General features: G+C 34.8%; 23 protein-coding genes and 2 pseudogenes. 3 read left to right on the top strand and 22 right to left on the bottom strand.

All coding sequences use genetic code 11. The features are described 5' to 3' along the window. Positions 1 to 73 precede the first annotated feature (73 nt). The 5 genes from era to A3GU_RS0100685 form a co-directional block, all read right to left on the bottom strand. Positions 74 to 973: a GTPase Era gene (gene era / locus A3GU_RS0100705; protein WP_018365613.1), complete on the bottom strand. Its 900-nt coding sequence runs from the start codon at positions 971 to 973 to the stop codon at positions 74 to 76. An 18-nt stretch (positions 974 to 991) separates the two neighbouring features. Continuing rightward, positions 992 to 1399 carry a diacylglycerol kinase family protein gene (locus A3GU_RS0100700; protein ID WP_018365612.1) on the bottom strand — a complete coding sequence of 136 codons (408 nt, stop codon included), beginning with the start codon at positions 1397 to 1399 and terminating at the stop codon, positions 992 to 994. Continuing rightward, the gene (gene ybeY / locus A3GU_RS0100695; protein WP_018365611.1) at positions 1380 to 1877 is read right to left on the bottom strand and encodes an rRNA maturation RNase YbeY; all 498 of its coding nucleotides are present in this window, start codon (positions 1875 to 1877) and stop codon (positions 1380 to 1382) included. Before ybeY ends, A3GU_RS0100700 begins: the two co-directional genes overlap by 20 nt. Positions 1878 to 1973: 96 nt before the next feature. Continuing rightward, positions 1974 to 2546, bottom strand: coding sequence for a uracil-DNA glycosylase family protein (locus A3GU_RS0100690; protein WP_018365610.1), 573 nt, complete (start codon positions 2544 to 2546; stop codon positions 1974 to 1976). A gap of 40 nt (positions 2547 to 2586) precedes the next feature. After that, positions 2587 to 3645, bottom strand: a complete 1059-nt coding sequence (locus tag A3GU_RS0100685) for a PhoH family protein (RefSeq protein WP_018365609.1) — start codon at positions 3643 to 3645, stop codon at positions 2587 to 2589. A 184-nt stretch (positions 3646 to 3829) separates the two neighbouring features. On the opposite strand from A3GU_RS0100685, the gene A3GU_RS0100680 reads away from it, so the two are divergent. After that, positions 3830 to 4681, top strand: a complete 852-nt coding sequence (locus tag A3GU_RS0100680; RefSeq protein WP_018365608.1) for a helix-turn-helix domain-containing protein — start codon at positions 3830 to 3832, stop codon at positions 4679 to 4681. On the opposite strand, the gene A3GU_RS09895 is transcribed toward A3GU_RS0100680, so the two are convergent. From A3GU_RS09895 to A3GU_RS0100615, 13 genes are all read right to left on the bottom strand, one after another. After that, the gene (locus A3GU_RS09895) at positions 4671 to 5825 is read right to left on the bottom strand and encodes a M16 family metallopeptidase (protein ID WP_018365607.1); all 1155 of its coding nucleotides are present in this window, start codon (positions 5823 to 5825) and stop codon (positions 4671 to 4673) included. The genes A3GU_RS0100680 and A3GU_RS09895 overlap by 11 nt on opposite strands. Further along, the gene (locus tag A3GU_RS10575) at positions 5818 to 6261 is read right to left on the bottom strand and encodes a ThiF family adenylyltransferase (RefSeq protein WP_018365606.1); all 444 of its coding nucleotides are present in this window, start codon (positions 6259 to 6261) and stop codon (positions 5818 to 5820) included. The genes A3GU_RS09895 and A3GU_RS10575 overlap by 8 nt, the downstream gene beginning before the upstream one ends. A 26-nt stretch (positions 6262 to 6287) precedes the next feature. Next, positions 6288 to 6932 (bottom strand): ThiF family adenylyltransferase, encoded by a 645-nt coding sequence (locus tag A3GU_RS10395; RefSeq protein ID WP_018365605.1) that lies wholly within the window; start codon positions 6930 to 6932, stop codon positions 6288 to 6290. Between the two features lie 149 nt (positions 6933 to 7081). Then, positions 7082 to 8668 carry an ATP-binding cassette domain-containing protein gene (locus A3GU_RS0100660; protein ID WP_018365604.1) on the bottom strand — a complete coding sequence of 529 codons (1587 nt, stop codon included), beginning with the start codon at positions 8666 to 8668 and terminating at the stop codon, positions 7082 to 7084. Between the two features lie 111 nt (positions 8669 to 8779). After that, positions 8780 to 10552: an oleate hydratase gene (locus A3GU_RS0100655; RefSeq protein WP_018365603.1), complete on the bottom strand. Its 1773-nt coding sequence runs from the start codon at positions 10550 to 10552 to the stop codon at positions 8780 to 8782. A 215-nt stretch (positions 10553 to 10767) separates the two neighbouring features. After that, complete coding sequence (locus A3GU_RS0100650) at positions 10768 to 10983, bottom strand: YozE family protein (RefSeq protein WP_018365602.1); 216 nt, start codon at positions 10981 to 10983, stop codon at positions 10768 to 10770. Further along, positions 10980 to 11501, bottom strand: a complete 522-nt coding sequence (msrA, locus tag A3GU_RS0100645; protein ID WP_018365601.1) for a peptide-methionine (S)-S-oxide reductase MsrA — start codon at positions 11499 to 11501, stop codon at positions 10980 to 10982. The genes A3GU_RS0100650 and msrA overlap by 4 nt, the downstream gene beginning before the upstream one ends. 68 nt (positions 11502 to 11569) lie before the next feature. Further along, complete coding sequence (locus A3GU_RS0100640) at positions 11570 to 12424, bottom strand: CvfB family protein (RefSeq protein WP_018365600.1); 855 nt, start codon at positions 12422 to 12424, stop codon at positions 11570 to 11572. Between the two features lie 121 nt (positions 12425 to 12545). Then, positions 12546 to 13103 (bottom strand): ribosome recycling factor, encoded by a 558-nt coding sequence (frr, locus tag A3GU_RS0100635; RefSeq protein WP_018365599.1) that lies wholly within the window; start codon positions 13101 to 13103, stop codon positions 12546 to 12548. A gap of 35 nt (positions 13104 to 13138) precedes the next feature. Next, positions 13139 to 13870, bottom strand: a complete 732-nt coding sequence (gene pyrH, locus A3GU_RS0100630) for a UMP kinase (protein WP_018365598.1) — start codon at positions 13868 to 13870, stop codon at positions 13139 to 13141. Positions 13871 to 14145: 275 nt separating this feature from the next. Continuing rightward, the gene (rplA, locus tag A3GU_RS0100625; protein WP_018365597.1) at positions 14146 to 14835 is read right to left on the bottom strand and encodes a 50S ribosomal protein L1; all 690 of its coding nucleotides are present in this window, start codon (positions 14833 to 14835) and stop codon (positions 14146 to 14148) included. 104 nt (positions 14836 to 14939) lie between these two features. Further along, positions 14940 to 15365 carry a 50S ribosomal protein L11 gene (gene rplK, locus A3GU_RS0100620; protein WP_018365596.1) on the bottom strand — a complete coding sequence of 142 codons (426 nt, stop codon included), beginning with the start codon at positions 15363 to 15365 and terminating at the stop codon, positions 14940 to 14942. Positions 15366 to 15514: 149 nt separating this feature from the next. Further along, positions 15515 to 16885: an MFS transporter gene (locus A3GU_RS0100615; RefSeq protein ID WP_018365595.1), complete on the bottom strand. Its 1371-nt coding sequence runs from the start codon at positions 16883 to 16885 to the stop codon at positions 15515 to 15517. Positions 16886 to 17170: 285 nt separating this feature from the next. Here A3GU_RS0100615 and A3GU_RS0100610 point away from each other — a divergent pair, with 285 nt between their 5' ends. After that, entirely contained in the window at positions 17171 to 17521 is a 351-nt protein-coding gene (locus A3GU_RS0100610) for a DUF3397 domain-containing protein (RefSeq protein WP_018365594.1), read from the top strand. Between the two features lie 29 nt (positions 17522 to 17550). On the opposite strand, the pseudogene A3GU_RS10650 reads toward A3GU_RS0100610, so the two are convergent. Continuing rightward, positions 17551 to 19023, bottom strand: a pseudogene (locus tag A3GU_RS10650) (DNA translocase FtsK); the annotation flags it as partial. Positions 19024 to 19346: 323 nt separating this feature from the next. Further along, a pseudogene (locus tag A3GU_RS10645) lies at positions 19347 to 19986 on the bottom strand (cell division protein FtsK); the annotation flags it as partial. A 94-nt stretch (positions 19987 to 20080) separates the two neighbouring features. On the opposite strand from A3GU_RS10645, the gene A3GU_RS0100600 reads away from it, so the two are divergent. Then, the gene (locus A3GU_RS0100600; protein WP_018365592.1) at positions 20081 to 20887 is read left to right on the top strand and encodes a peptidylprolyl isomerase; all 807 of its coding nucleotides are present in this window, start codon (positions 20081 to 20083) and stop codon (positions 20885 to 20887) included. A gap of 19 nt (positions 20888 to 20906) precedes the next feature. Here A3GU_RS0100600 and A3GU_RS0100595 read toward each other — a convergent pair whose 3' ends face one another. Together A3GU_RS0100595 and A3GU_RS0100590 are read right to left on the bottom strand one after the other, a co-directional pair. Then, a complete protein-coding gene (locus A3GU_RS0100595) occupies positions 20907 to 21746 on the bottom strand; it encodes a metal ABC transporter permease (protein WP_018365591.1) in 840 nt (279 codons plus the stop codon). Between the two features lie 4 nt (positions 21747 to 21750). Then, positions 21751 to 22467, bottom strand: coding sequence for a metal ABC transporter ATP-binding protein (locus A3GU_RS0100590; protein WP_018365590.1), 717 nt, complete (start codon positions 22465 to 22467; stop codon positions 21751 to 21753). Positions 22468 to 22478: the final 11 nt, after the last annotated feature.

The raw sequence follows: 22478 nt of genomic DNA, 5'->3' as shown, positions 1-22478 counted from the left end.
CTAAAACAGCCCACCGGGCTTTTCTCGCTTCTTTGTTTTTTGGCTCGAACCTAAAACAGCCCACCGGGCTGTTTTAGTACTCTTTCTCTTTATAACCAAAGTCGGCTAGGTCTAGTTTTTTGTCACGCCAGTTTTTCTTGACTTTGACCCAGGTTTCTAGGAATACCTTATCACCTAGCATGATTTCGATGTCTCGGCGTGCCATTTGGCCAATTTTTTTTAGCATGGCTCCTTGTTTACCGATAATAATGCCTTTTTGGCTATCACGTTCTACCATAATGGTTGCCCGAATGTGGATTTTATCAGTATCAGGGTCACGTTTCATGGACTCTACTACTACAGCAACAGAGTGGGGAATTTCTTGCTTGGTTAAATGGAGCACTTTTTCCCGAACCATTTCAGAAACTAGAAAACGCTCTGGATGGTCGGTAATTTGGTCCTCTGGAAAATATTGAAAACCTTCTTCCAGATTATCCTTTAGGATTTCCATTAATGGGTTAACATTGTTTCCTTGAAGGGCTGAGATGGGAACAACCTCTTTAAAGTCCATTTGGCTCCTAAAATCATCAATTTGTTCTAGGAGCTGGTCTGGGTGTACTTTATCGATTTTATTGATAACTAGGATTACGGGGATCTTGGCGTCTTTGAGACGCTCAATAATCATATTGTCGCCTTTACCACGTTTTTCATCAGCAGGAACCATAAATAAAACAGTATCTACTTCTCTTAAGGTGCTATAGGCTGCTTCGACCATAAAATCACCCAGGGCAGTTTTAGGCTTGTGGATACCTGGGGTATCAATAAAGACAATTTGTTCTTGTTCAGTGGTATAGATACCCATAATCTTATTACGGGTTGTCTGTGCTTTATCACTCATGATAGCAATTTTTTGCCCCATGACGTAATTTAGGAAGGTTGATTTACCGACATTTGGACGGCCTAAAATGGCTACAAAGCCTGATTTAAATACCATAATTTCTCCGAAACTTTCTTATTTTCCAAAAAGGATGCTCCAAATCTTGGGGATAAAGATGATTAAGCCTGTTAGAACTGCATAGATAGATACTACTAGAACCGCTCCTGCTGCCATATCCTTGGCTTTTTTAGCAAGCATTGAAAAGTGATAGCCACTAGCTAAATCAACAACATTTTCGATAGCGGAATTGACAATTTCAAAGGTAATCACCAAAAAAATGGCTAGCAGTAGAAAAAGCCATTCTACAGCTGAAATCCTAAAAACCAAGCCTGTTATAGAGGCCAGCAGAGCTGAAATGAGGTGGCTTCTAAGATTTCTTTCTTCTTGAATAGCAGTCAGAATACCCGTGAGGGCAAATTCTAAACTTGATGTAATTGTTCTATTTTTCCATTTACGCTTGGAATTATTGTCTTGTAAGGCCATAAGCAGTCAAAATCTCTTCCTGTAGTGTGAACATCTCTTTTTCTTCTTCTGGCGTGTAATGATCATAGCCATTTATATGTAAAAAGCCATGTACAGCAAGAAAGCCCATTTCTCTTTCAAAGGAATGTCCATACTCACTTGCTTGCTCTTTTGCTTTATCAATTGAAATAAAGAGTTCACCAATATAGGCATCAAATTCCGTCATCATATCAGCTAATTCTGGATTTTCTGATAGATCAGCCTCATCAAAAAAGATGGGACTTTCTGGCTTATATTCTAGCGAAATAACATCTGTTGGTCTATCCGTATCTCGATATTCTAAATTTAATTCATGGCTTCTTTGGTTAGTCACAAATGTGACAGACATTTCTTTTTCTTCTTTATTAGTTTTTTTAGCAGCAAAATTAAGCAAATCAACGGTTTGCTTCATGATCTCTTGTGAAACTTGACCTGTTTCATCAATCATCTCAATATACATAAAATTCTTCTTTCAATTACTTTTATCATTCCATTATAACATAAGAAGAAAGAAAAAGGGAAGAAGAGACCAAGACCTGCTTAGCCAGCTTCTTCCTTATTCAATAATATGCGCAACAATTTTTTGCAGACTAGGTAGAACTTCTGCTTCAAACCAGGGATTCTTTTTTATCCAGATCTGGTTACGAGGTGATGGGTGCACCAAGGGAAAATACTTGGGTAGGTAGTTTTGATAATGTTTTACTGTTTCAGTCAGGGTCTTCTGCTTTTTTTGACCTAAATAATAGTTTTGCGCATATTGCCCTACAAGAACTATCAGTTGCAGATGAGGTAGGGTTTTCAAGAGCCTTGGGTGCCATTTTTCAGCGAAGCCTTTTCTCGGTGGTAAATCACCCGACTTTCCCCTTCCTGGATAGTAAAAATCCATAGGCAGCACAGCAAATTTCCCAGAATAATAAAAGGTATCTTTATCAACGCCTAGCCACTCACGCAACCTAAGCCCACTGCGATCGTTCCAAAAGAGTTTACTTTCTTGAGCAATTATCCCTGGTGCCTGACCAACAATAAGAATTTTAGCTTCTTTAGGTGCGCAGTAGAGGGGTTCTATCTTTTGAAGGGTATAATCCTTATTTTCTTCATCTGCCATGATAGCCTGAAAAATCTCATCCATAAGTTCCCTACCTTTCACTAGCCATACTTTCTAAAAAACCTTAACTATCCGACTCTTCTTCAGGTAAGCGACCTATTGTTTCATAGTGCGTCAAGCCTGATTCCTCCTGACTTTGGTCTGTTTTTTCTTCTTTAGAATAGCTGGCGCTATTACCTTCATAAGCCTTGATGATTTCAGCAACTACTGGATGCCTTACGACGTCATTAGCTGAAAAATAAACAAAGTCTATAGCATGAAGGCTTTTTAGTTTCTGACTAGCATCAATCAAACCAGATGTAACCTTGCTAGGTAAGTCAATCTGACTGATATCCCCATTGACAATCATCTTAGAATTAAATCCTAGACGGGTGAGAAACATCTTCATCTGCATAATGGTTGTATTTTGAGCTTCATCCAAGATGACAAATGCATCATCCAAGGTGCGACCACGCATGTAAGCAAGAGGAGCAATTTCAATAATCTCTCTCTCCATTAACCTTGTTGTTTGTTCTTTACCAAGAATTTGATAAAGCGCATCGTAAACAGGTCGTAAATAAGGATCTACCTTTTCTTTTAGGTCACCTGGTAAGAATCCTAGGCTTTCTCCTGCTTCAACGGCTGGCCTTGTCAAGATAATTCGCTTGACTTGACCACGTTTTAAGGCTGTAACAGCTAAGGTAACTGCAAGAAAGGTTTTTCCAGTTCCAGCAGGGCCAATTCCAAAAACAACATCATGCTTTTTGATGCTATCAACATAGACTTTTTGACCAAGGGTTTTAACTCGGATAGCTTTCCCATGATTATCCTTGATAATTTCTTCTTCATAAAGAGCGACAAACTTATCAATAGTAGCATTTTCAGCCATAGAAAGAGCTGTGACTACATCAGAAGTATTAATAAGCATGCCTCTGTTAACCAGTACTAATAAAGCCTGTATAGTTAAACGTGCTAGCTCAACCTTTTCTTGGTCAGCTCCTATTATTTGAACACGTTCAGTCCGAGCATGAATAATAACTTCTAAATGATTCTCAATTAGTTTCAAATGGCGCTCATTACTCCCAAAAAGCGCCAGTACATCATCTGGGTGATTTAGGTTAATTTCAATAGAATAATCTTGCAAATTAGTCTTCCTTTTCTTAATGTCTCTACTCACATTATAACAAAAAATAAGAGCAATAAGGGAAATTTCCATTTCAATTTTCGACTGTTTTTAAAACTGAATATGGATGTCTATTGACACCAATCTTAATATTTAATATGATAGTTTTCAATAAATGCAAGAAAAAGGAGCAATTGGAGATAACATGAATTTAGGCTCTACTTTTCGCAAACTGAGACAAGAAAAAGGTATCAGTATATCCTCATTGTCAGGAGAAAACATTTCTAAGTCACAAATATCCAGATTTGAACGAGGAGAGACAGATATTTCATTTCAAAAATTATTTTATTTATTAGAATCTATTTCTATTTCAATGGAAGAATTTTTGAGTCTATCTCATAATAATCAATGTCCAAACTTCAACAATTTTATTCAGCAATTGGAAGAGGTTTTCTTTTCCAACAACATCACTTATTTAAATCAATTACTAAATACAGAGTATCACTACTATCAAGAAACCTCATATACATACCATTTACTAAATTGTATCATGATAAAAAATATGTTACTAAAATCTACTGGAAAAGATGAGTCTACCAAATGTGAAAAACTTTTTTTGACTAACTATTTATTTTCAGTAGAATCATTTGGATATTACGAACTTATTATATTAAGTCACACAGAACATATTCTCGATGTAACATTACTATATAGATACATTAATGAAATAATTGCAAAGTCAAATAATATCAACATAAATTCAGAGAAACAATCTCTCATTCTACAATTATTATTAAATGTGATTCAACTCTGCATTGAAAAAAATGATTTTAGAATGGCAAAAACTTACTTGGTTGAAGCTCACACACTATTATCATCAAACTCCTATTATAATGAAAAAATTGTATTTCATTTTTTAAAAGGTTATTTAGAATACTATAAAAACCCTGATGAGGGGAAAGCATTAATGAAAAAATCTCTAGAACTATTTCATTTTTTTGATAAGCGTTTATATGATTATTATTTTGTTCAATATATGAAAATTACTAATCGATAAAGATTGAACACTGATTTTTAAATAAAATATCTGACTTTAAAAAACGATTCAGCTCATTCAAACTAACATTTCCTAATTCATTAATTATTTCCATATAAGTAGGCGTTCTAAATAAATCACTCTTAGCAAGTTGCTTAATCATATCTGCCTTATCATTTTCTAATTTTAAAATCATTTCATTAACTACTCTTCTTTTACTTTGTTTAAAAATCGTTTCATTTGATATTCCATTTCGATAAATGGCGTTAATTTCTTTTTTTATAATATCTACTACAATAGATTTATTAAACTTTGTTGTTTTAGTATAAATTTTAAATAAACATATATTTTGAGTCAGTGTGGGATATGAAGAAATATGATAAATTAATCTTTGTTCTTTCCTCAACTTTTGAAATAAAATTGAATTTTTTATCCCAGTCAACATTCCATTAAACAAAGCAAGCATTCCTAGTTCTCTAGCAGATAAATTGTTTTTAGAAATATGATAGTTAATTCCAATATTACAGATTTCATTATCATTATTATCTATAGTTACTGCATTGAATAAAGGTAGATTGATAGCGGTCTTATTACATATATTCTCAAAACTACTAATTGGCAATAGATGAGTCAAATTTCTCCCATTGACAATTAGTGAACATTTACCAGTTCTGATAATTGTATTATGAAAATCTATTACATTTTTTAAGGAAAATTCTTGAATTCCCTTCCTATGGCCTATAATATCATACTGCCAATCACTATTTTGAAAAATACTTTTTTCTTCTTTACGTAAAAATAACTTTTTATACTCATTAAGTTCTAGCAAGATAATATCTTTTTCTTTTTTAAAATCATCAAATGTAAAAATTGGTGAAAATATTTTTTGGATACAATAATTCAAAGCATTTTCAAAATCATCTCTCCGACAATATCCTCCAATATGGATATAATCTCGTGATGTCTCACCTCTTATCTCCGAACCAATTTTATCAAAATATGTATTCAATGAATTAGCTCCACCTGAATTTAAGATCAGATGCTCCAAAAAATGACTTAAACCCAAATAATCTCCTTCAATCGATGTACCTCCAACAAACAAAAAGGAAAAATATGTAAATTGACTATTTTTTATTTGAAAATTAAATATTTCTGTATTATTCAATTTTTAGAATCTCCCATAGTAAACTATTATTTACTTTATTACCACATGTGGGGCAAGCTTCATTCTTTCGAAAATCTTGAAACTTTCTTTCCGAAAATGTATCAAAATCATATCTCCATAAACTATCGCAATAGTTCACATTTTTTGTTATCATATCTATCCATTTTTTACAAATCCATGAAGTAAGTAGCCAAATATTTGTTAAAGTATTTGCAGTAATAAGAAGATCTTGATTTTTTAGGAATATGGATACTAATTTATTAAAATGTTCTGTATCTTCTTGTGTTAGTAAACAGTCTAGACATGCAGATTTTTTAGGATTTACAAATAATAGTTTCCCTGCACTTCGTTGACTAAAACAGTAAAGGCTAGGTATTTTGTACTCATAACAAACTTTATTAACTATTCTTTGTGCCTTGTATGGTGGATAGTCCATGCAACAAAATACCCAATCTACATTTATTAATTCATGAAATAAATCATTTTTAGATAATATTTGATTCTTTGATACTGTGATTTCCAGTAAGAATTTCTTTCCTCAATAAATTGCTTTGTTACCTCAACTTTATATTTCCCAATATCTTTATGATGAAATAAAGATTGTCTATTAATAGTTTTTAGTTCAACTTTATCATCATCTACTAGATGAATTTTTCCTACTCCAAATTGAGCTAATTGAAGCGCAATATGTGACCCTCCTCCTCCACAGCCTAAAATAATTACTTTCATCTTTTGAAGTTTTTCAATTATTTTCTTTCCTCCTAAACCCTCACTGGAAAAATATGTAGATGGAGATTCAAAAAATATATTATAATCAGTTTGTCTGTATGCTTTATCCAAAATATCAATAAAGTTTTTCTTTTCAAATTGATTTATAAAATTTAAAAAGTGCTGCTTTTCTAGTGCACAATTTTCTTTTAATTCTTTATATATTTCATTTATCTCATTTCTACCATTACATAAGGATATAAAATAAATCCAAAACTGAGGAAGACCATGTATCTCAGTAACATCAACATCATCTGAACCAATTCTTAGTGTTTTTTTATCCCAAAGATACTTTATACGGTCATTATTCCACAAAGGATATTTTTTTCTATTATTCATATTTGCTCCTATAAAAAGTGCAAGATACGTGTACCTTGCACAAAATTTAATTAAATAAAGTTCCAGTTGATAACACGCTCATCACGGATATCTTCCATTTCAAGAACAATAATTTCTTCGAATTCTTTTTCCATTTACATCACCTCCTTTCAAGAATTATTAAGATTAATAACATAATCAAATTTTTGCAATAATTCCTTCCTTTGGTCATGAGTTATGACAATGACAATTGCATCTCTAATATCAAGTATATAATCCATAATATTTGCTGCATTTTCAGGATCTAGATTACTAGTAGGTTCATCAAATATGTAAACTTGATAGTTTTTTATTAAAACTCTACTGATATCAATTCGTTGCTTTTCTCCCAAAGAAATGTCATTTTTATCATGACGAATGGTTTTTTTAAGTAAATCTGAAGGCAGTCTCATTTTCTTTGTGACTTCCTCCAAATTCTGAAGTAATTCTGATCTCCCTAATATGATATTATCTTCAACTGTGCTTGATATCATTAAATCATTTTTTCCGACAAATCCAATTGAACCATATAAATTAGACGGATTTATTTTTTCCACTGAATTGTTGTTAATCATAATTTTTCCCTGATAATCACTTTTTTCAAAGTAACCTAAAATCATCTTTCCTAATGTCGTTTTTCCACATCCTGAATCTCCAATAATGGCGTAACGATTATTTTGTGAAAAAGTATAAGAAAAATTGTCAAAAAGTACTTTACTGTTCAAACTCATCGTAATATCCTGAAAAGAAAGAGTCTCTATAACGACGCTTTTCTCGTTTACTATTTCATTACTGTCGATATCAAGAATTTCACTGAACTTATGGTAAATTTCCTTTGTGGCATTTATTTGATTTTTTTGGTGTAATAAAGATTGTAACGGACTGAAGACTCCATTTAATAATTGAATACTCGCAATCAAATCACCCAAACTTAACTGACCAATTCTAATAAAATAAATCCCAATAACCATGCACAACATTTGTGATGAAAAGCTGATAAATTGTGAGAAAATTTGTGAACTCTCTTTGCTGAAATAGTATAATTTTCGCGTATTTTCAAAATTATGATTAGCTTTTTGAAATTTATCTTTTATGAAATTTTCGATTTGAAGAAGTTTACTTTGTTCATAAGATTTTAATAAAGTAGTCGTAACTCGCAGATAGTTTTGACTCTCACTAGTCATCTCGTTAGTTTTGTTGGTTAAAAATTTTCCAGGTAATTGAGATACTAAAATTGAAATAACAGAAACAATAATAAAAGTTAAAGCCATTTTCCAATTTATCCCAAAAATAATAACTAAACTAACTCCTACAGAAACACTATTTGAAATAAGGTCACACTTTGGGATAATATTATTTTCCCAGTAGATACTTATATTTTGAACTAAATGATTGAGGTACTCATCTTGCCTCCTCATATTTTTATTCGAAATTTTTTTAGAAAAATAGCTTTGGATAACTCGTTTTTTTATTGCTAAAATAATTTCTTTCCCATAATTAGTTTTTGTATATTCAAATATGGTAGAAAATACAAGCCAGTTAAGTAAAATGAAAATACAAAGATATATCTTTCCAAAATATTCTTGGTCTGATTGGCGAATTAAGTCAAAAACTGATCCTAATTGGATTGAAAATATTCCAATGCAAATAGCTGATATGGAACTTGATAGAATCACTAGTGCAAATAAATAACGATATTTTTTATTAATAGCTTTCATAATATCTCCTTTACATAAAGTTAATCCTATCGCAATTTGCCAAGAAACTAAAAAAAATCCCTTATTCGGGACAAAAAACCAAGCCATTTTATAATGACTTGGTTTCAAAAATTAGATTAAATGCGCTTCTTCGAGCAGTTCTTCCACAAAGGTGCCATTTAATTTTTTTCTACCAACTTTTTCAATTAATTTTGGAATTGGTAAGTCCATATCTTCAAGAGGTTGTTTGTCATTCAAGTAATAAAGAGCTTTTAGAAGTTCTCGAATATCATAGGCTGAATTAAAGACTTCTGGAATACCACGTTCAATATTTAAGAACATATAAACAGCTTCCATTGCTGTTCGGATAGAATATTCTGTGGTAAAGACAGTATCGCGGGTTGGTGATTCTGCAAAGTTACCAATAAAGGCCAAGTTAACAGAGCCATCTGGTATCACTTTTGGTCTATCACCTTTTACACGTGGCATAAAGTAACTTGTAATAAATGGCATGTAAACAGGGACAGTATTGATCTTATCTTGACTTGCTAGGTCCTTAATTTTATTTTCTGGGACACCAAGATGATACAAGAGTTCTTCTGTGATTTCTTGACCAGTACATTCCTCAATCTTCTTAGGAACATAATTACCTTCTACATTAGAATAAAGGCCATAAATCCAAACCGTTGTTTCATTTTCTTTTTGTTCTTTAAAGTGTGGTTGACGGTGAATAGCAAAGCTGATCATCCAGTTGGAGTCTACAATGGTAATAATGCCTCCTGTATTGACTTTACCATCATGAATCTCACGATGGGTGAGACGTTCAATGTAAGGCTCAATAGCTGGGTCTTTAATAGTAGCAGTTGCTGATACAAACCAACTTTTCGCTGGAAGATCCTTATAAAAAGTCTTAGGATGCCCAAAATCAGGAGATTGAGCAGCTAAGTTTTCCCATAAATTCCATGAACCACCTAAATCCTTATTGGGTTTTGCCACTGTATGATGACTACCATAGCTTGTACTTTCAGTGATTGAACCATTTGTTACAAAGACTAAATCATTTGGCGTTAAATCAATGGTTTGAGGTTGGCCTGAGACTGTCATTACTAGCTTTTTAGCTACTTTTTGACCCTCTTTGATATCAACCTTAACATTTGTAACCTTGGTATCAAACTGCATATCAACATTATGAGACTCTAAATAGCTAATGATTGGTTTTACCATAGAGTCATATTGATTGTACTTGTTAAATTTAAGAGAGGTAAAGTCTGGTAAACCATCAATGTGGTGTACAAACCTCATGGCATAACGGCGCATTTCAACAGCAGAGTGCCACTTTTCAAAGGCAAACATGGTTGCCCAATAAATCCAGAAATTACTTTCAAAGAATTTTTCTGAAAAGACATCTTCTATGGTTTTATCCCCTAGAGATTCTTCTGTTTTCATAATCAATTTAACAAGTTCATTAGCACTTGTGCCTAATGTGTACATACCATCATCATGAACTCGATTGCCTCTTTCATGGATTAAACGACAATTAGAAGAATTGGGATCATCCTTATCCAACCAGTAAAATTCATCCAAGTAAGAAGCTCCTGGAATTTCTAAGGAAGGAATTGAACGATACATATCCCACATACATTCAAAGTGGTTTTCCATTTCACGACCACCACGTGTTACAAAACCAATATCTGGTTTTTTTATACCATCTAAAGATCCCCCAGATAGAGGTAATTCTTCAATGATGTGTATCTTTTCACCAGGCATTTGACCATCTCTAATGAGAAAGACTGCTGCTGCTAAGCCGGCTAAACCAGACCCGATAATATAGGCAGACTTGTCATCTACACCCTCAGGTTTTCTTGGTCTTGCAAAAGCTTCATAGTTTCCACTTGTATAATACATAAAGTGACCTCCTAGATATTTTTTAAAGTGGTTAATCCTTTAATTAGGTTCATTTTACTCTTAAAAAGCAAGCTCTGCCACTAAAAAAGCTCTTTCTAGGCCTTTTTTAGACAGATATAAAAAACTGTCTAAAAAATGTAGTACATTTATTTTAACCACAAAAAAGGAATGCTTTTTCTAAAAAAGTATTCCTAGATTTTTTTGAAAGATGACTTTTAGTGGCTCTTATAGTCTTCCCAGATGATGTCAAACTGACCTAAATTAAAGGAAAAGCTAGCCTGATCTTCTAAATAGCGACTGACTAAATCAAAATCATCTGTATGTTTAGGAAAGCTTATATCTTCAAAGGCTAAATCGGCTAATATAGCTACTGGAGTATCTGATTTAGAATTGCGCTGGGTCATCAGCCAGCTATAAAAAGATTTTCTCACTTCCAGTTCTCCTCTAAAAATGCGTGTCTTATTTGGCTACTTCGAGCGTAGCGTTCTGGATTATTTCTATAAAAACCTTGGTGATAATCTTCTGCTGGGTAAAAGTCACATGCAGCCTGGATACTGGTCACTATTGGTTTATCAAAGCGTCCTGAAGCTCCTAAGTTAGCCTTGGACTGCTCTGCAATGCGTTTTTGTTCTTGGTTAAAATAATAAATAACAGGACGATAATTATCTCCTCTATCCTCAAATTGGCCAAAAGCATCTGTAGGATCTGTCTGAGCCCAGTAAAGCTCCACTAAATCTGCAAAAGAAATCTGGTCTGGGTCAAAGATAATTTCAACTGCCTCTGTATGGCCTGTTGTTTTTGCGCACACTTGTTCATAGGTTGGATTGGGCACATGACCTCCTGTGTAGCCGCTTCTTACAGATAAGATACCAGCTTGTTCTTCAAAGGGTTGCACCATGCACCAAAAGCAACCACCTGCAAAAATAGCTCTCTCTAAATGTTTCTCCATGTCTTTCTCCTCGTCATTTGATGGTCTCATTGTAACAAAAAACCTTGCTAGTCGCAAAGTTTTCTGATTTATATAAGTTCTGTGCCATGAGCATCTTGTTTAATTTTTTTAGCTTTCATTAGGCCACCTAGGGCTTTTTTAAATTGTCCCTTAGAAATGGCAAAGGTTGCTTTAATATCTTCTGGATCTGATTTATCATTCAAGGTCATAAAACCACCATTTGATTCCAGGTAAGTCAAAATCATCTGAGCATCATTTTCTAACATTTCAAATGAGCGAGGCTTAAGGGATAAGTTTAAGGTGCGATCAACTTCTCTAAATCCTATAATCCGAGCATCTAGTACTTGACCTAAACGAGGTTCGTTATAACGTTCACTTGGATGAATAAAACCCAACATATTATTATCAGGAAGATATACAAAAGTTCCTGACATTTTTAAGCGGTAAACAATGGCTGGCCAGTTTTGGTTTTGCATATTATCATAGGCCTGTGTCGCCATTTTTTGAAAGACTTCTGGTTCAGCAGGGACACCCCAGATCCTTTCTTTATTATCCACTGAAAGCTTAATATAAAGCCTATCTCCCTTTTTAGGCCACAATTCCTTCATTTCGGGTAAAAGGTCCAAAGAAACCACTATTTCCTTATCAGGAATCCCAGTGTCGACAAAAACTCCTAGATCACGGCGGACATCTGTTACCTGTCCCCAACCAAATGAGGTCTGAGTTGAGCTGATTTCCTTAGTTGTTAAGCGAGGCTTTTGTTTCATATCCAGATAAGCAAAGCCAGTGACCATTTCTCCTAGTTCATGCTGACCTTCTTCTTTAGAGAGACGGAAGATAAAACCATCTTTTTGGACAAAATAAGACGTTTCATTTTCTTCTTTTATTAAGCCAGTAATAATTGTTGCAAGTAATTGATTCATAATATGTTCTTTCTATAAAAAATAGGCAACTGTCAAAAACAAATGCTCTTGAAATTTGCCTACCTCTCTTCTTAACTTTTATAACCTTTACCATTAGGTAAAGAGATAATTTGATACTACATTATACTTCAAGAAGCTCTTTTTCTTTAGCTGATGTCATCGTATCAATATGTTTAATGGCATCATCGGTTGCTTTTTGAATATCTTTTTCCAATGATTTCAATTCATCTTCAGAAATTTCTTTTTCTTTTTCTTGCTTTTTAGCTTCATCCATAGCATCACGACGAATATTACGAATAGCTATCTTAGCATGTTCACCAACTTTTTTCACTTCTTTGGCTAAATTTTTACGTGTTTCCTCAGTTAGAGCTGGAATAACCAAACGAATAACTGAACCATCATTGGCTGGAGTGATCCCTAAATCTGATGCATTGATGGCACGTTCAATATCCTTGATAGAATTTTTATCAAAAGGTGAAATTAACAAAACACGTGCTTCAGGGATTGTAATAGAAGCTAATTGGTTCAGTGGAGTTGGTGCTCCATAATATTCAACTTGAATTCTATCTAGTAGGCTAGCATTGGCACGGCCCGCACGGATACTAGCATATTCACGAGATAGGGAATGAAATGATTGTTCAAAGCGTTCATTGGCTTTTTCTATAATAGCATTTGGCATTAAAATTCTCTCCTTAAATGTCCTTTTTAAAATATTTAATCTTCATTTGATTTGTTAGATACAGTGGTTCCGATATGTTCACCAAAGACAACTCGTTTGATGTTGCCACTCTTATTCATATTGAAAACGACTAAGTCAATATCGTTATCCATTGATAAGGTAGAAGCTGTAGCATCCATGATTTTTAGGCCACGTTTAATAACTTCACCATGGGTTAGCTCATCAAATTTAACAGCATTGGCATCTTTTTTAGGGTCTGCATTATAGACACCATCAACCCCATTTTTAGCCATCAAGATAGCATCTGCTTCAATTTCAGCAGCCCGTAAAGCAGCTGTTGTGTCGGTTGAAAAATAAGGTGAGCCAATACCTGCTCCAAAGACCACAATCCGTCCTTTTTCTAAATGACGAAGGGCACGTCCACGAATATAAGACTCAGCAACATTTTGCATAGGAATAGCTGTTTGAACCCGAGTATCTACTCCATAATGTTGCAAACTATCAGCCATAACGAGGGCATTCATTACAGTACCCAACATGCCTGTGTAATCAGCCTGTACACGATCCATACCAGCCTCTGCAGCCGGTTCACCCCTCCAAAGGTTACCTCCACCAATAACAAGTCCAATTTCTACTCCTGAAGCATGTACTTCAGCAATTTCTTTAGCAATGGCTTGAACAGTTGGGATATCAATCCCACTTCCCTTGTCTCCAGCCAAGGCTTCCCCAGATAACTTAATTAAAATACGACGATATTTTGGTTCCACTTTGATTATCTCCTTAGTTTGTCCTATCTATTTTATCATAAATGATTTATTTTTGACAGATGAATGCTATTTAAGATACTAGAAAAACGTTTTTCTTCTTACACTAGCGTTTAAAACAAGTAACTAGCTGTTAGCTTATCGAAATAAACAAGCTAAGTCTTATAATCTCAATAACATAGGGCTTCCTTAGCGATAAAATAAAAAAGATTGAAGAAAAGTCCTCAAATTGAACTTTTCTTCAATCTAAAGCTATCCTGAAATAGCCTTTTAAGTCATTAGAATGATGATGGGTCTACTTTGATACCAACACCTTGTGTAGATGTGATAGCAACATTAGTCATGTAAGTACCTTTAGAAGTTGCTGGTTTAGCTTTAACCATTACATCGTGGAATGCTTTAAAGTTTTCAACCAATTTGTCAGTGTCAAATGATACTTTACCAATGATAGCTTGTACGTTACCTGCTTTGTCAGCACGGTAAGTGATTTTACCACCTTTAGACTCTTCAACTGCTTTAGTAACGTCCATTGTTACAGTACCAGTTTTAGGGTTTGGCATCAAGTTACGAGGTCCAAGAACACGTCCAAGTCGTCCAACGATTGCCATCATGTCTGGTGTTGCAATAACAACATCAAAATCAAGCCATCCACCATTGATTTTAGCAACTAGGTCATCTTCACCTACGAAGTCTGCTCCAGCAGCTTTTGCTTCTTCAGCTTTAGGACCACGTGCAAATACTAAAACACGTTGTGTTTTACCAGTTCCATTTGGCAATACCATTGCTCCACGGATTTGTTGGTCAGCTTTACGAACGTCAATATTCAAGTTGTATGCAACTTCTACAGATGCATCAAATTTTGCAAAGTTAGTTTCTTTTACTAAAGCTACAGCTTCTTCTACACTGTAAGCTTTTGTGCTATCAATTTTTTCAAGTGCAGCACGCATTTGTTTGCTTTTTTTAGCCATTATTTTTTTCTCCTTGTAATGTGGTCATATCGATTTGATTTAAAATCTCCCACGTCACTCATCTCTTATGATAAAGTCTTGCGGGTAATAGGGTTCTTGTCTGATTAGTCAGTAACAGTGAATCCCATTGAACGAGCAGTACCTTCAATCATACGCATTGCAGACTCAAGGTTTGCAGCGTTTAAATCTGGCATCTTAGTTTCAGCAATTTCTTGTACTTGTGCACGAGTAACTGATGCAACCTTAGTTGTATTAGGTGTACCTGATCCTTTTTCAACACCTGCAGCTTTTTTCAAAAGAACAGCAGCTGGTGGTGTTTTAGTAATGAAATCAAATGATTTATCTTCATAAACTGAGATAACAACTGGGATGATCATACCAGCTTGATCAGCTGTACGAGCATTAAATTCTTTAGTGAATCCCATGATGTTAATACCTGCTTGACCAAGAGCTGGTCCAACTGGTGGAGCTGGTGTAGCTTTACCAGCAGGGATTTGAAGTTTTACAAGTTTTTCGACTTTTTTAGCCATTTTAAAATCCTCCTGTTGTGGTTTTGGCGGTAATTAAGATTTTTACCTCCCACAGATATGCATTTAGCATACCTCTCCATTATACCTATTTCTACAACAAATTTCAATACTTTTTCTTAATTTACTTTTTTTGAGAAAGAAAAGTCTCTTTAAGATTTTTTGGGAATAATAAAAATGATAGAACATATTGATAACAGACAGAAAGAAACATTTACCAAAAGGCCATAAAATGCTGCCCTATCAAATTGGTTTCCATTAATAAGGGCATGGTAGACAGCTATTGAAATTGCTACTCCCATTGCACTTCCTAGTGAGCTAGCCATCTTATAGATACCAGAAGCAGCTCCAACTTTTTCGTTTGGAATACTTGAGATGGCTGTATCAGTTGATGGGGTCGCATAAATTCCAAGACCAGCTCCAAAAAAAGCATAGCCTAGAAAAACAAGTCCTAGATAACTAGACCCTTTGAGTCCTACAAATGTCATTAGGACTATTCCCAGCAAGCAACTGTTCGCTCCCCATAACATAGGCTTTCTCGCTCCAAACCTTTGTAGGAGCTTTTCGCCAATACGGATGGTAATTAAAATAAGCACCAAATAGCCCAATGACATTGTGCCAGCCCTTTGAGCAGACAAGCCTCTTCCTTCTTGCATATAGGTATTAATCACAATAAGGGTACCAGCTACAGCGTTTAATAAAAAATTTGAAATAGTAGCTCCCAAGTAATAAGGATTATCAAAAAGTCTAAAATCAATAAAACTGTTTTCCTTATGCTGTTCAATATAATAAAAAAGAAGAAAACCACCAAGAACAAGCCCCAAAAGAGACAAGGTTATTGGTGATAAAAAGCCATTGTCTTTAGCAGTGGAAATCCCAATATTGAGTGCTAGCATGCTAATTATGAAAATAAGAATACCCGGTAAATCAAATTTTCTTTGACTACTTACAACTTTACTCTCTGGAGTTCCATATATGAGTAGAAAACTTACTATAGAAGCCATGATGGAAAAGACAAAGACATAACGCCAACCTATAGAACTAGCTACCGTTCCACCAAAAAAAGAACAAAGACCAGACCCTCCCCAAGAACCAATAGACCAAAAACTAACAGCTCGCTGACGCTCAGCCCCGACATAATAGGTTTTTACCAATGCCATTGTTGAAGGCATGATAAAAGCTGCTGCTAGACCCTGAAAAATACGTCCCATGATAAATAACATAGCTCCATCTGCCATAATTATCAGGAAAGAACCAATGACATTTAACAAAAGTCCAATATAGGTGAATTTAACCCGTCCTAGTTTATCAGCTAGTCCTCCAGTTACCACTATAAATAATCCCGAAAAGAGAGCCGTGATAGATATCCCAATATCCATAGAACCTGAAGAAATTCCCAATGACCTTTGAACATCCGGTGCCATATTTAAAATAGACTGGGCAAATAACCAAAAAGCTAGAACAGCTAGCACTATACCTACTAGTAGTTTATTATTTCCTTTAAATGCTTCCTGTGATTGCATACCTTTTTATCCTCCTTCTCAATAAATAAAGGCTAAGTGAAACTAAGTTACTATTTACTGAAAAAAATATTTTTAATTTCTGAAATATTTCTTTTTCTTATTTCCATAAGAGTCATTATACCATTTATAAGAGAGATACAAAGCCTTTAGTTTTAGAAGAGTCCTAAAGCTGAACATTTATTTAGCCTTAGTCTCGATTTGGGAAATTCTTGTTAAGTCTTACTATATTTTCCTGAATCAAAATAAAAAGTTTACAAGTTTAGCGAAAGAAGATAAAATAAAGTTATGATAACCTATAAATTAATAGCCGTCTTGTTTATACTAATAACACCCATTTTTTCACATATTCTTGTTTCCCTTTTTAGAGTGGGAACTTATGGTATTAAATTCCCTGATTTAGCCTTCCTTCTCTTTGCCTTAGAATTCATACTGGTTTCTGGTAAATTTTTTGCCCATAATCTATTACCTTATTATCTCATCGCCCTATCATGTTTAGCTATTATTATAAGCCTCGTACTAGTAATAAAGAAGCAAGATTTTCAATACCCACGCTTTTTGAAGTTGTTTTGGCGAATTGGGTTTCTACTTACCTTTTTTCTCTATCTAGGACTGGTTATTACTATTTTTACCATCTAAAAAATCATTGGACCTGAGCCAATGATTTTTTAATGTGTTTGTAAAACTTTTCTTGGTTTGGTTCCTTCTGCTGGTCCTATGACACCTGCTTCTTCTAACTCATCCATCAGACGAGTTGCTCGGTTAAAACCAACAGATAGACGTCTTTGGATCATTGAAGCTGATGCCTTTTGTGTTTCTAAAACTAAGGCCTTTGCTTCTTCAAAAAGAGAATCTCCCTCAGAAGCACTGCCATTTCCAAAAGCACCATTATCATTGTCACTGACCTCACCTGGATCAAAGGAATCATCATAGTCTGCTTCTGCTTGGTCCTTAATAAAACCAACAATGCGTTCCACATCATCATCAGATATAAAGGAACCTTGAAGTCGAACAGGGTGATTTTCATCAATGGGTTTAAAGAGCATATCACCGCGACCAAGGAGTTTTTCAGCACCATTTTCATCTAAAATGGTACGGCTATCTGTCCCTGAGGAAACTGCAAAAGCAACTCGCGAAGGTACATTTGCCTTAATTAAGCCAGAAATAACATCGACAGATGGTCTTTGTGTTGCTAAAATCATATGGATACCAGCTGCACGCGCCTTTTGTCCCAAACGAATAATAGCATCTTCAACCTCTTTACTTGCTACCATCATTAAGTCAGCCAACTCATCTACAATCACCACAATTAGAGGCAGGGGAATTTGTTTTTGTTCAGACTGCCTATTGTAATCCTCGACCTTACTATTATAGCTAGCAATATTTCTCACACCCACCTTGCTAAAGAGCTCATAACGATTTTCCATCTCATCAACAACTTTTTGAAGAGCCTTACTGGCCTTACGTGGGTTGGTCACTACTGGAATCAATAGATGGGGAATATCATTATAGACAGATAATTCTACCATTTTGGGGTCAACCATTAAGAATTTGACCTGATCAGGTCTAGCCTTCATCAAGATACTTGAAATAATCCCATTAACCGCAACTGATTTCCCTGACCCAGTAGACCCAGCTACCAAAAGATGGGGCATCTTAGTTAAATCAAAACTTCTAGCTAAACCATTAACTGCCTTACCTAGAGGTACCTCTAAGAGTTTTTCTTCAGAAGTCTGTGATTGTTCCCAAAGTTCACGGAACGAAACCGTAGCAATTTCAGAATTGGGAACCTCAATACCAACTAAAGACTTACCTGGAATAGGGGCTTCAATCCGAACATCCTTAGCAGCCAGGGCTAGAGCTAAATCATCTGCCAGATTAGAAATCCTATTAACACGAACACCTACTGCTGGTTTAATTTCATACTTGGTAACTGAAGGACCAATTTCTGCCCGCTCTACCTTGACATCGATACCAAAACTCTTAAAGGTATCTTCAAGTACCTTGATATTTTTACGCACCAGACTTTTTTCCTTGGTCTGATCCTTAGGTCTATCTGGCGCAAACAAGTCAATGGTTGGCAACTTGTAAAGAAGATTAGCTTTGGGCGTAAAATCTACTTCAACAGGCTCATCATCAAAATCATCAGAATCACTCTCCATAGCTAGTTTTTGCTCCTCATAAAGAGGGTCCTCAGCCAGGCTTAAGCTTTCTATATCAGCATCAAGAGGAAGCTCAGCTGACTCTAGCTCACTAGGATGTGAATGATAGGCAATAATCTCTGGCTCCAAGAGTTCAGAGAAACTTGGGTCCTCAGCACTTGAATCTATAAGATGAGCTCCATCAGAATCTAAAATTTCCCCAGTCTCACTATCCACTTTCAATCCATTATGGAAGGCTTGATCTTGCACTTCTTTTTGGTCCATTTCTGCTTGAATTCTTGCTTGCTCAGCCTGGGCTTGTCTTTCTTGCTTTTTGATATAGCGGAGCTCCTTATTTGCCCTATATTTTTCAGCTAACTTAGCAAACAAACCCTTACTAAAATCAGCAATATCATAAACATCCCAAGGAGTCATTAAAAACAAGCCTAGTAATATAACAAGAGCTCCAATAAAAAAGGCTCCAATATTAGAGAAAAGGAAAGAGACAGGCTTGTAGAGTAAGGCACCAAACATGCCACCTCCTGCAAAGGTCTCCACCCTAAATTGGATTAAATCATCCATGATTAACCTTGCTGAATAAGAAAAAATTTCTTTATTCTTTACTCCTTGAAAAGTAAATAAATAAGCATGCCACTCTATCAATAATCCTAAAAATAGGATAATAAAGCCTGCAATCAATCCTTCTTGTTTTTTTAACCATTTAAAGAAAAAGAGATAGACAAATACTGCAAAGATAAAGAGGTAAGCTAAGCTTCCTACCATAAAACGAATAACATTATAAGCTGTTATTCCAAATACTCCAAGTCTTAAAGCTGCACAGATTAAAACCAGACCCATTAAAAAGGAGAAAATCATCCTCTTAATAGCCCTTTGTTTCTCTAAGTCTGCCTTTGTTTGACGCTTTTTTTTAGCACTTTTTTTTCGTTGATTTCTTATAGCCATAAAACCATTATACCATTTTTTGATATTAATGAAATATACTTATCAAGAGCTTGACTTTATGTTAAAATATAGAAAACTAGCTCAAGGAGAAAATATGAAAAAAATAGTCTCGCTAAGTGTAATAATCATCTGCTTATTATCTTTAAGTGGCTGTGAATCTGTTAGTCGCCTCATTAAGGGTGATAAATATGTTGATGAAAAAATAGCACAAAAAGAATATGGACAAGAAAGTGAAAGCTACCGTAAGGAAGTCAAAAAAGCCCTCAAAGCCAGTAGAAAAGATTTCCCTCAACTTAACAGTGACCTTACAAAAGACCAATCTAAGGTTGTCTTGAAAACGACTCAAGGTGATATTACCATTAAGCTCTTTCCAAAATTAGCCCCTCTTGCTGTAGAAAATTTTCTAACCCATGCTAAAGAAGGGTACTATAATGATATCAGCTTCCACCGTGTTATATTAGAATTTATGATTCAAGCAGGAGATCCTAAAGGAGACGGTACAGGTGGAGAGTCCATTTGGAAGGGTAAAAAACCTAAAATTGATTCTGGGAATGGTTTTAATAATGAAATCTCACCCTACTTGTACAATATCAGAGGAGCTCTAGCAATGGCTAATGCTGGTGCCAATACAAATGGAAGTCAGTTCTTTATTAACCAAAATACCGACGACCAATCTAACTCCTTAGCTCAGGACCATTATCCAAAACCAATTATTGAAGCCTACCAAATGGGAGGCAATCCTAGCCTAGATGGTGGCTATACTGTCTTTGGTCAAGTTACTGAAGGAATGGATGTTGTTGATAAAATAGCCCATGTAGCTGTTGATGAGAATGAAAAACCAAAAGAAAAAGTTACCATTAACTCAATAGAAATAGTAAAAGATTATTCCTTTAAAAAGTAAAAAGAGCCTTAAGCTCTTTTTACTTTTTTTGATAGAATGTCATAAATCTCTGCTTAGGTGATATGAAAAAACTAATGGCAAAGATAAGTGCTGATGTTATAACAATACTTGACCCTGCTGCAATATTAAAGGTATAGCCAAGATAAAGACCTAAAATAGAGGTTAAAGCTCCCAGACTTGAAGATAAAAAAATCATTGTCTTCAAGCTATTAACATACAAATAAGCAGTTGCTGCTGGGGTAATCAACATGGCAACTATTAAGATAGTACCCACACTTTGCATAGCTGTAACTGATACTAGGGTCAGTAAAACCATGAGTAAATAATGGTAAAAATTAACCTTTATTCCCATTGATTTTGCAAGAATAGGATCAAAGGAGGTCAACAATAATTCCTTGAAAAAGACAATAATTAACCCCAAAACAATGATTGACACAATGATGGTAATCCATTTATCACTGTCTTGAACAGCTAGGATATTCCCAAAAAGGATATGGAAAAGATCGGTAGAACTATTTGCCACTCCAATAAGAATAACTCCTAAGGCGAGAAATGAACTAAAGGTGATTCCAATAGCTGTATCTCCTTTGATAATACTATTTTCCTTGATAAAGGTAATCAAAATAGAGGCTAAAAGCCCAAAAACAATGGCCCCCACAAAAAAATTAACCCCTAGAATAAAAGAAAGAGCAACACCTGGTAAAACGGCATGCGAAATAGCATCTCCCATCAAGGACATTGATCTTAGGATAATAAAACAGCCAACTGCCCCTGACACAATTCCAATAACAATCGCCGTTATTAAAGCATTCTGTAAGAAATGATAAGACATTAGACCATTAAAAAATTTGAAAAGCATCTCATTAGCTCCTTTCTACAATAATCTTACCGTAGGCTTTTGACAAATTCTCTTTTGTGAAGGCTTCAGCAACAGGCCCATAAGTAATCAGCTTTTTATTTAACAAGATAAGAGAATCAAAGTAGTCTTCCACCTTATTTAAGTCATGATGAACAATCAAAATGGTCTTTCCTGCTTCTTTCAATTCTTTCAGTAGCTTAATAATAATATCCTCACTGACAGAATCAATACCAACAAAAGGTTCATCTAAGAAAATAAAATCCCTTTCTTGAATAAGACATCTAGCCATTAACATCCTTTGAAACTGCCCACCAGAAAGAGAATTTATGGGACGATTGGCAAAGTCTTCTAAGCCCACTTCTTTTAGATAGTGGTTTACTTTTTGATATTCTCTTTTACCAACCTTATGAAAGGGTCCTAAGTAGGCATAAGTTCCTAAGGAAACACATTCCTTGACCGTTATGGGAAAATTATAATCGATATCGCTGCGCTGTTCCACATAAGCAATTATGTGACCTGACCTATTAAGTTCCTGATCATTAATCAAGATTTTCCCGCTAGAATCAACAAGGTGCAGGATAGCCTTCATCAAAGTTGATTTTCCGGCTCCATTAGGCCCTACAATACCTATAATTTCATTTGGTTTGATTGTTAATGTAATATTATCTATTGCTTTCTGATTTGCTTGATAACTTACAGAAAGATTCTCTATTCTTATCATTAGTCCCCCCT

Origin of the sequence: Streptococcus didelphis DSM 15616 (assembly GCF_000380005.1) — a bacterium.
GTDB lineage: Bacteria > Bacillota > Bacilli > Lactobacillales > Streptococcaceae > Streptococcus > Streptococcus didelphis.
This window is presented reverse-complemented; position numbering and strand designations above follow the sequence as displayed.

Coding starts and splice junctions, on each gene's coding strand:
- A3GU_RS0100610 (WP_018365594.1), top strand. CDS start 17,171: ATGATAACCTATAAATTAATAGCCGTCTTGTTTATACTAATAACACCC.
- A3GU_RS0100655 (WP_018365603.1), bottom strand. CDS start 10,552: ATGTATTATACAAGTGGAAACTATGAAGCTTTTGCAAGACCAAGAAAA.
- rplA (WP_018365597.1), bottom strand. CDS start 14,835: ATGGCTAAAAAAAGCAAACAAATGCGTGCTGCACTTGAAAAAATTGAT.
- A3GU_RS0100640 (WP_018365600.1), bottom strand. CDS start 12,424: ATGAATCAATTACTTGCAACAATTATTACTGGCTTAATAAAAGAAGAA.
- msrA (WP_018365601.1), bottom strand. CDS start 11,501: ATGGAGAAACATTTAGAGAGAGCTATTTTTGCAGGTGGTTGCTTTTGG.
- A3GU_RS0100595 (WP_018365591.1), bottom strand. CDS start 21,746: ATGCTTTTCAAATTTTTTAATGGTCTAATGTCTTATCATTTCTTACAG.
- era (WP_018365613.1), bottom strand. CDS start 973: ATGGTATTTAAATCAGGCTTTGTAGCCATTTTAGGCCGTCCAAATGTC.
- A3GU_RS0100600 (WP_018365592.1), top strand. CDS start 20,081: ATGAAAAAAATAGTCTCGCTAAGTGTAATAATCATCTGCTTATTATCT.
- A3GU_RS10395 (WP_018365605.1), bottom strand. CDS start 6,932: ATGAATAATAGAAAAAAATATCCTTTGTGGAATAATGACCGTATAAAG.
- rplK (WP_018365596.1), bottom strand. CDS start 15,365: ATGGCTAAAAAAGTCGAAAAACTTGTAAAACTTCAAATCCCTGCTGGT.
- A3GU_RS0100615 (WP_018365595.1), bottom strand. CDS start 16,885: ATGCAATCACAGGAAGCATTTAAAGGAAATAATAAACTACTAGTAGGT.
- A3GU_RS0100700 (WP_018365612.1), bottom strand. CDS start 1,399: ATGGCCTTACAAGACAATAATTCCAAGCGTAAATGGAAAAATAGAACA.
- A3GU_RS0100690 (WP_018365610.1), bottom strand. CDS start 2,546: ATGGATGAGATTTTTCAGGCTATCATGGCAGATGAAGAAAATAAGGAT.
- A3GU_RS0100680 (WP_018365608.1), top strand. CDS start 3,830: ATGAATTTAGGCTCTACTTTTCGCAAACTGAGACAAGAAAAAGGTATC.
- A3GU_RS10575 (WP_018365606.1), bottom strand. CDS start 6,261: ATGGACTATCCACCATACAAGGCACAAAGAATAGTTAATAAAGTTTGT.
- frr (WP_018365599.1), bottom strand. CDS start 13,103: ATGCCAAATGCTATTATAGAAAAAGCCAATGAACGCTTTGAACAATCA.
- A3GU_RS0100660 (WP_018365604.1), bottom strand. CDS start 8,668: ATGAAAGCTATTAATAAAAAATATCGTTATTTATTTGCACTAGTGATT.
- ybeY (WP_018365611.1), bottom strand. CDS start 1,877: ATGTATATTGAGATGATTGATGAAACAGGTCAAGTTTCACAAGAGATC.
- A3GU_RS0100590 (WP_018365590.1), bottom strand. CDS start 22,467: ATGATAAGAATAGAGAATCTTTCTGTAAGTTATCAAGCAAATCAGAAA.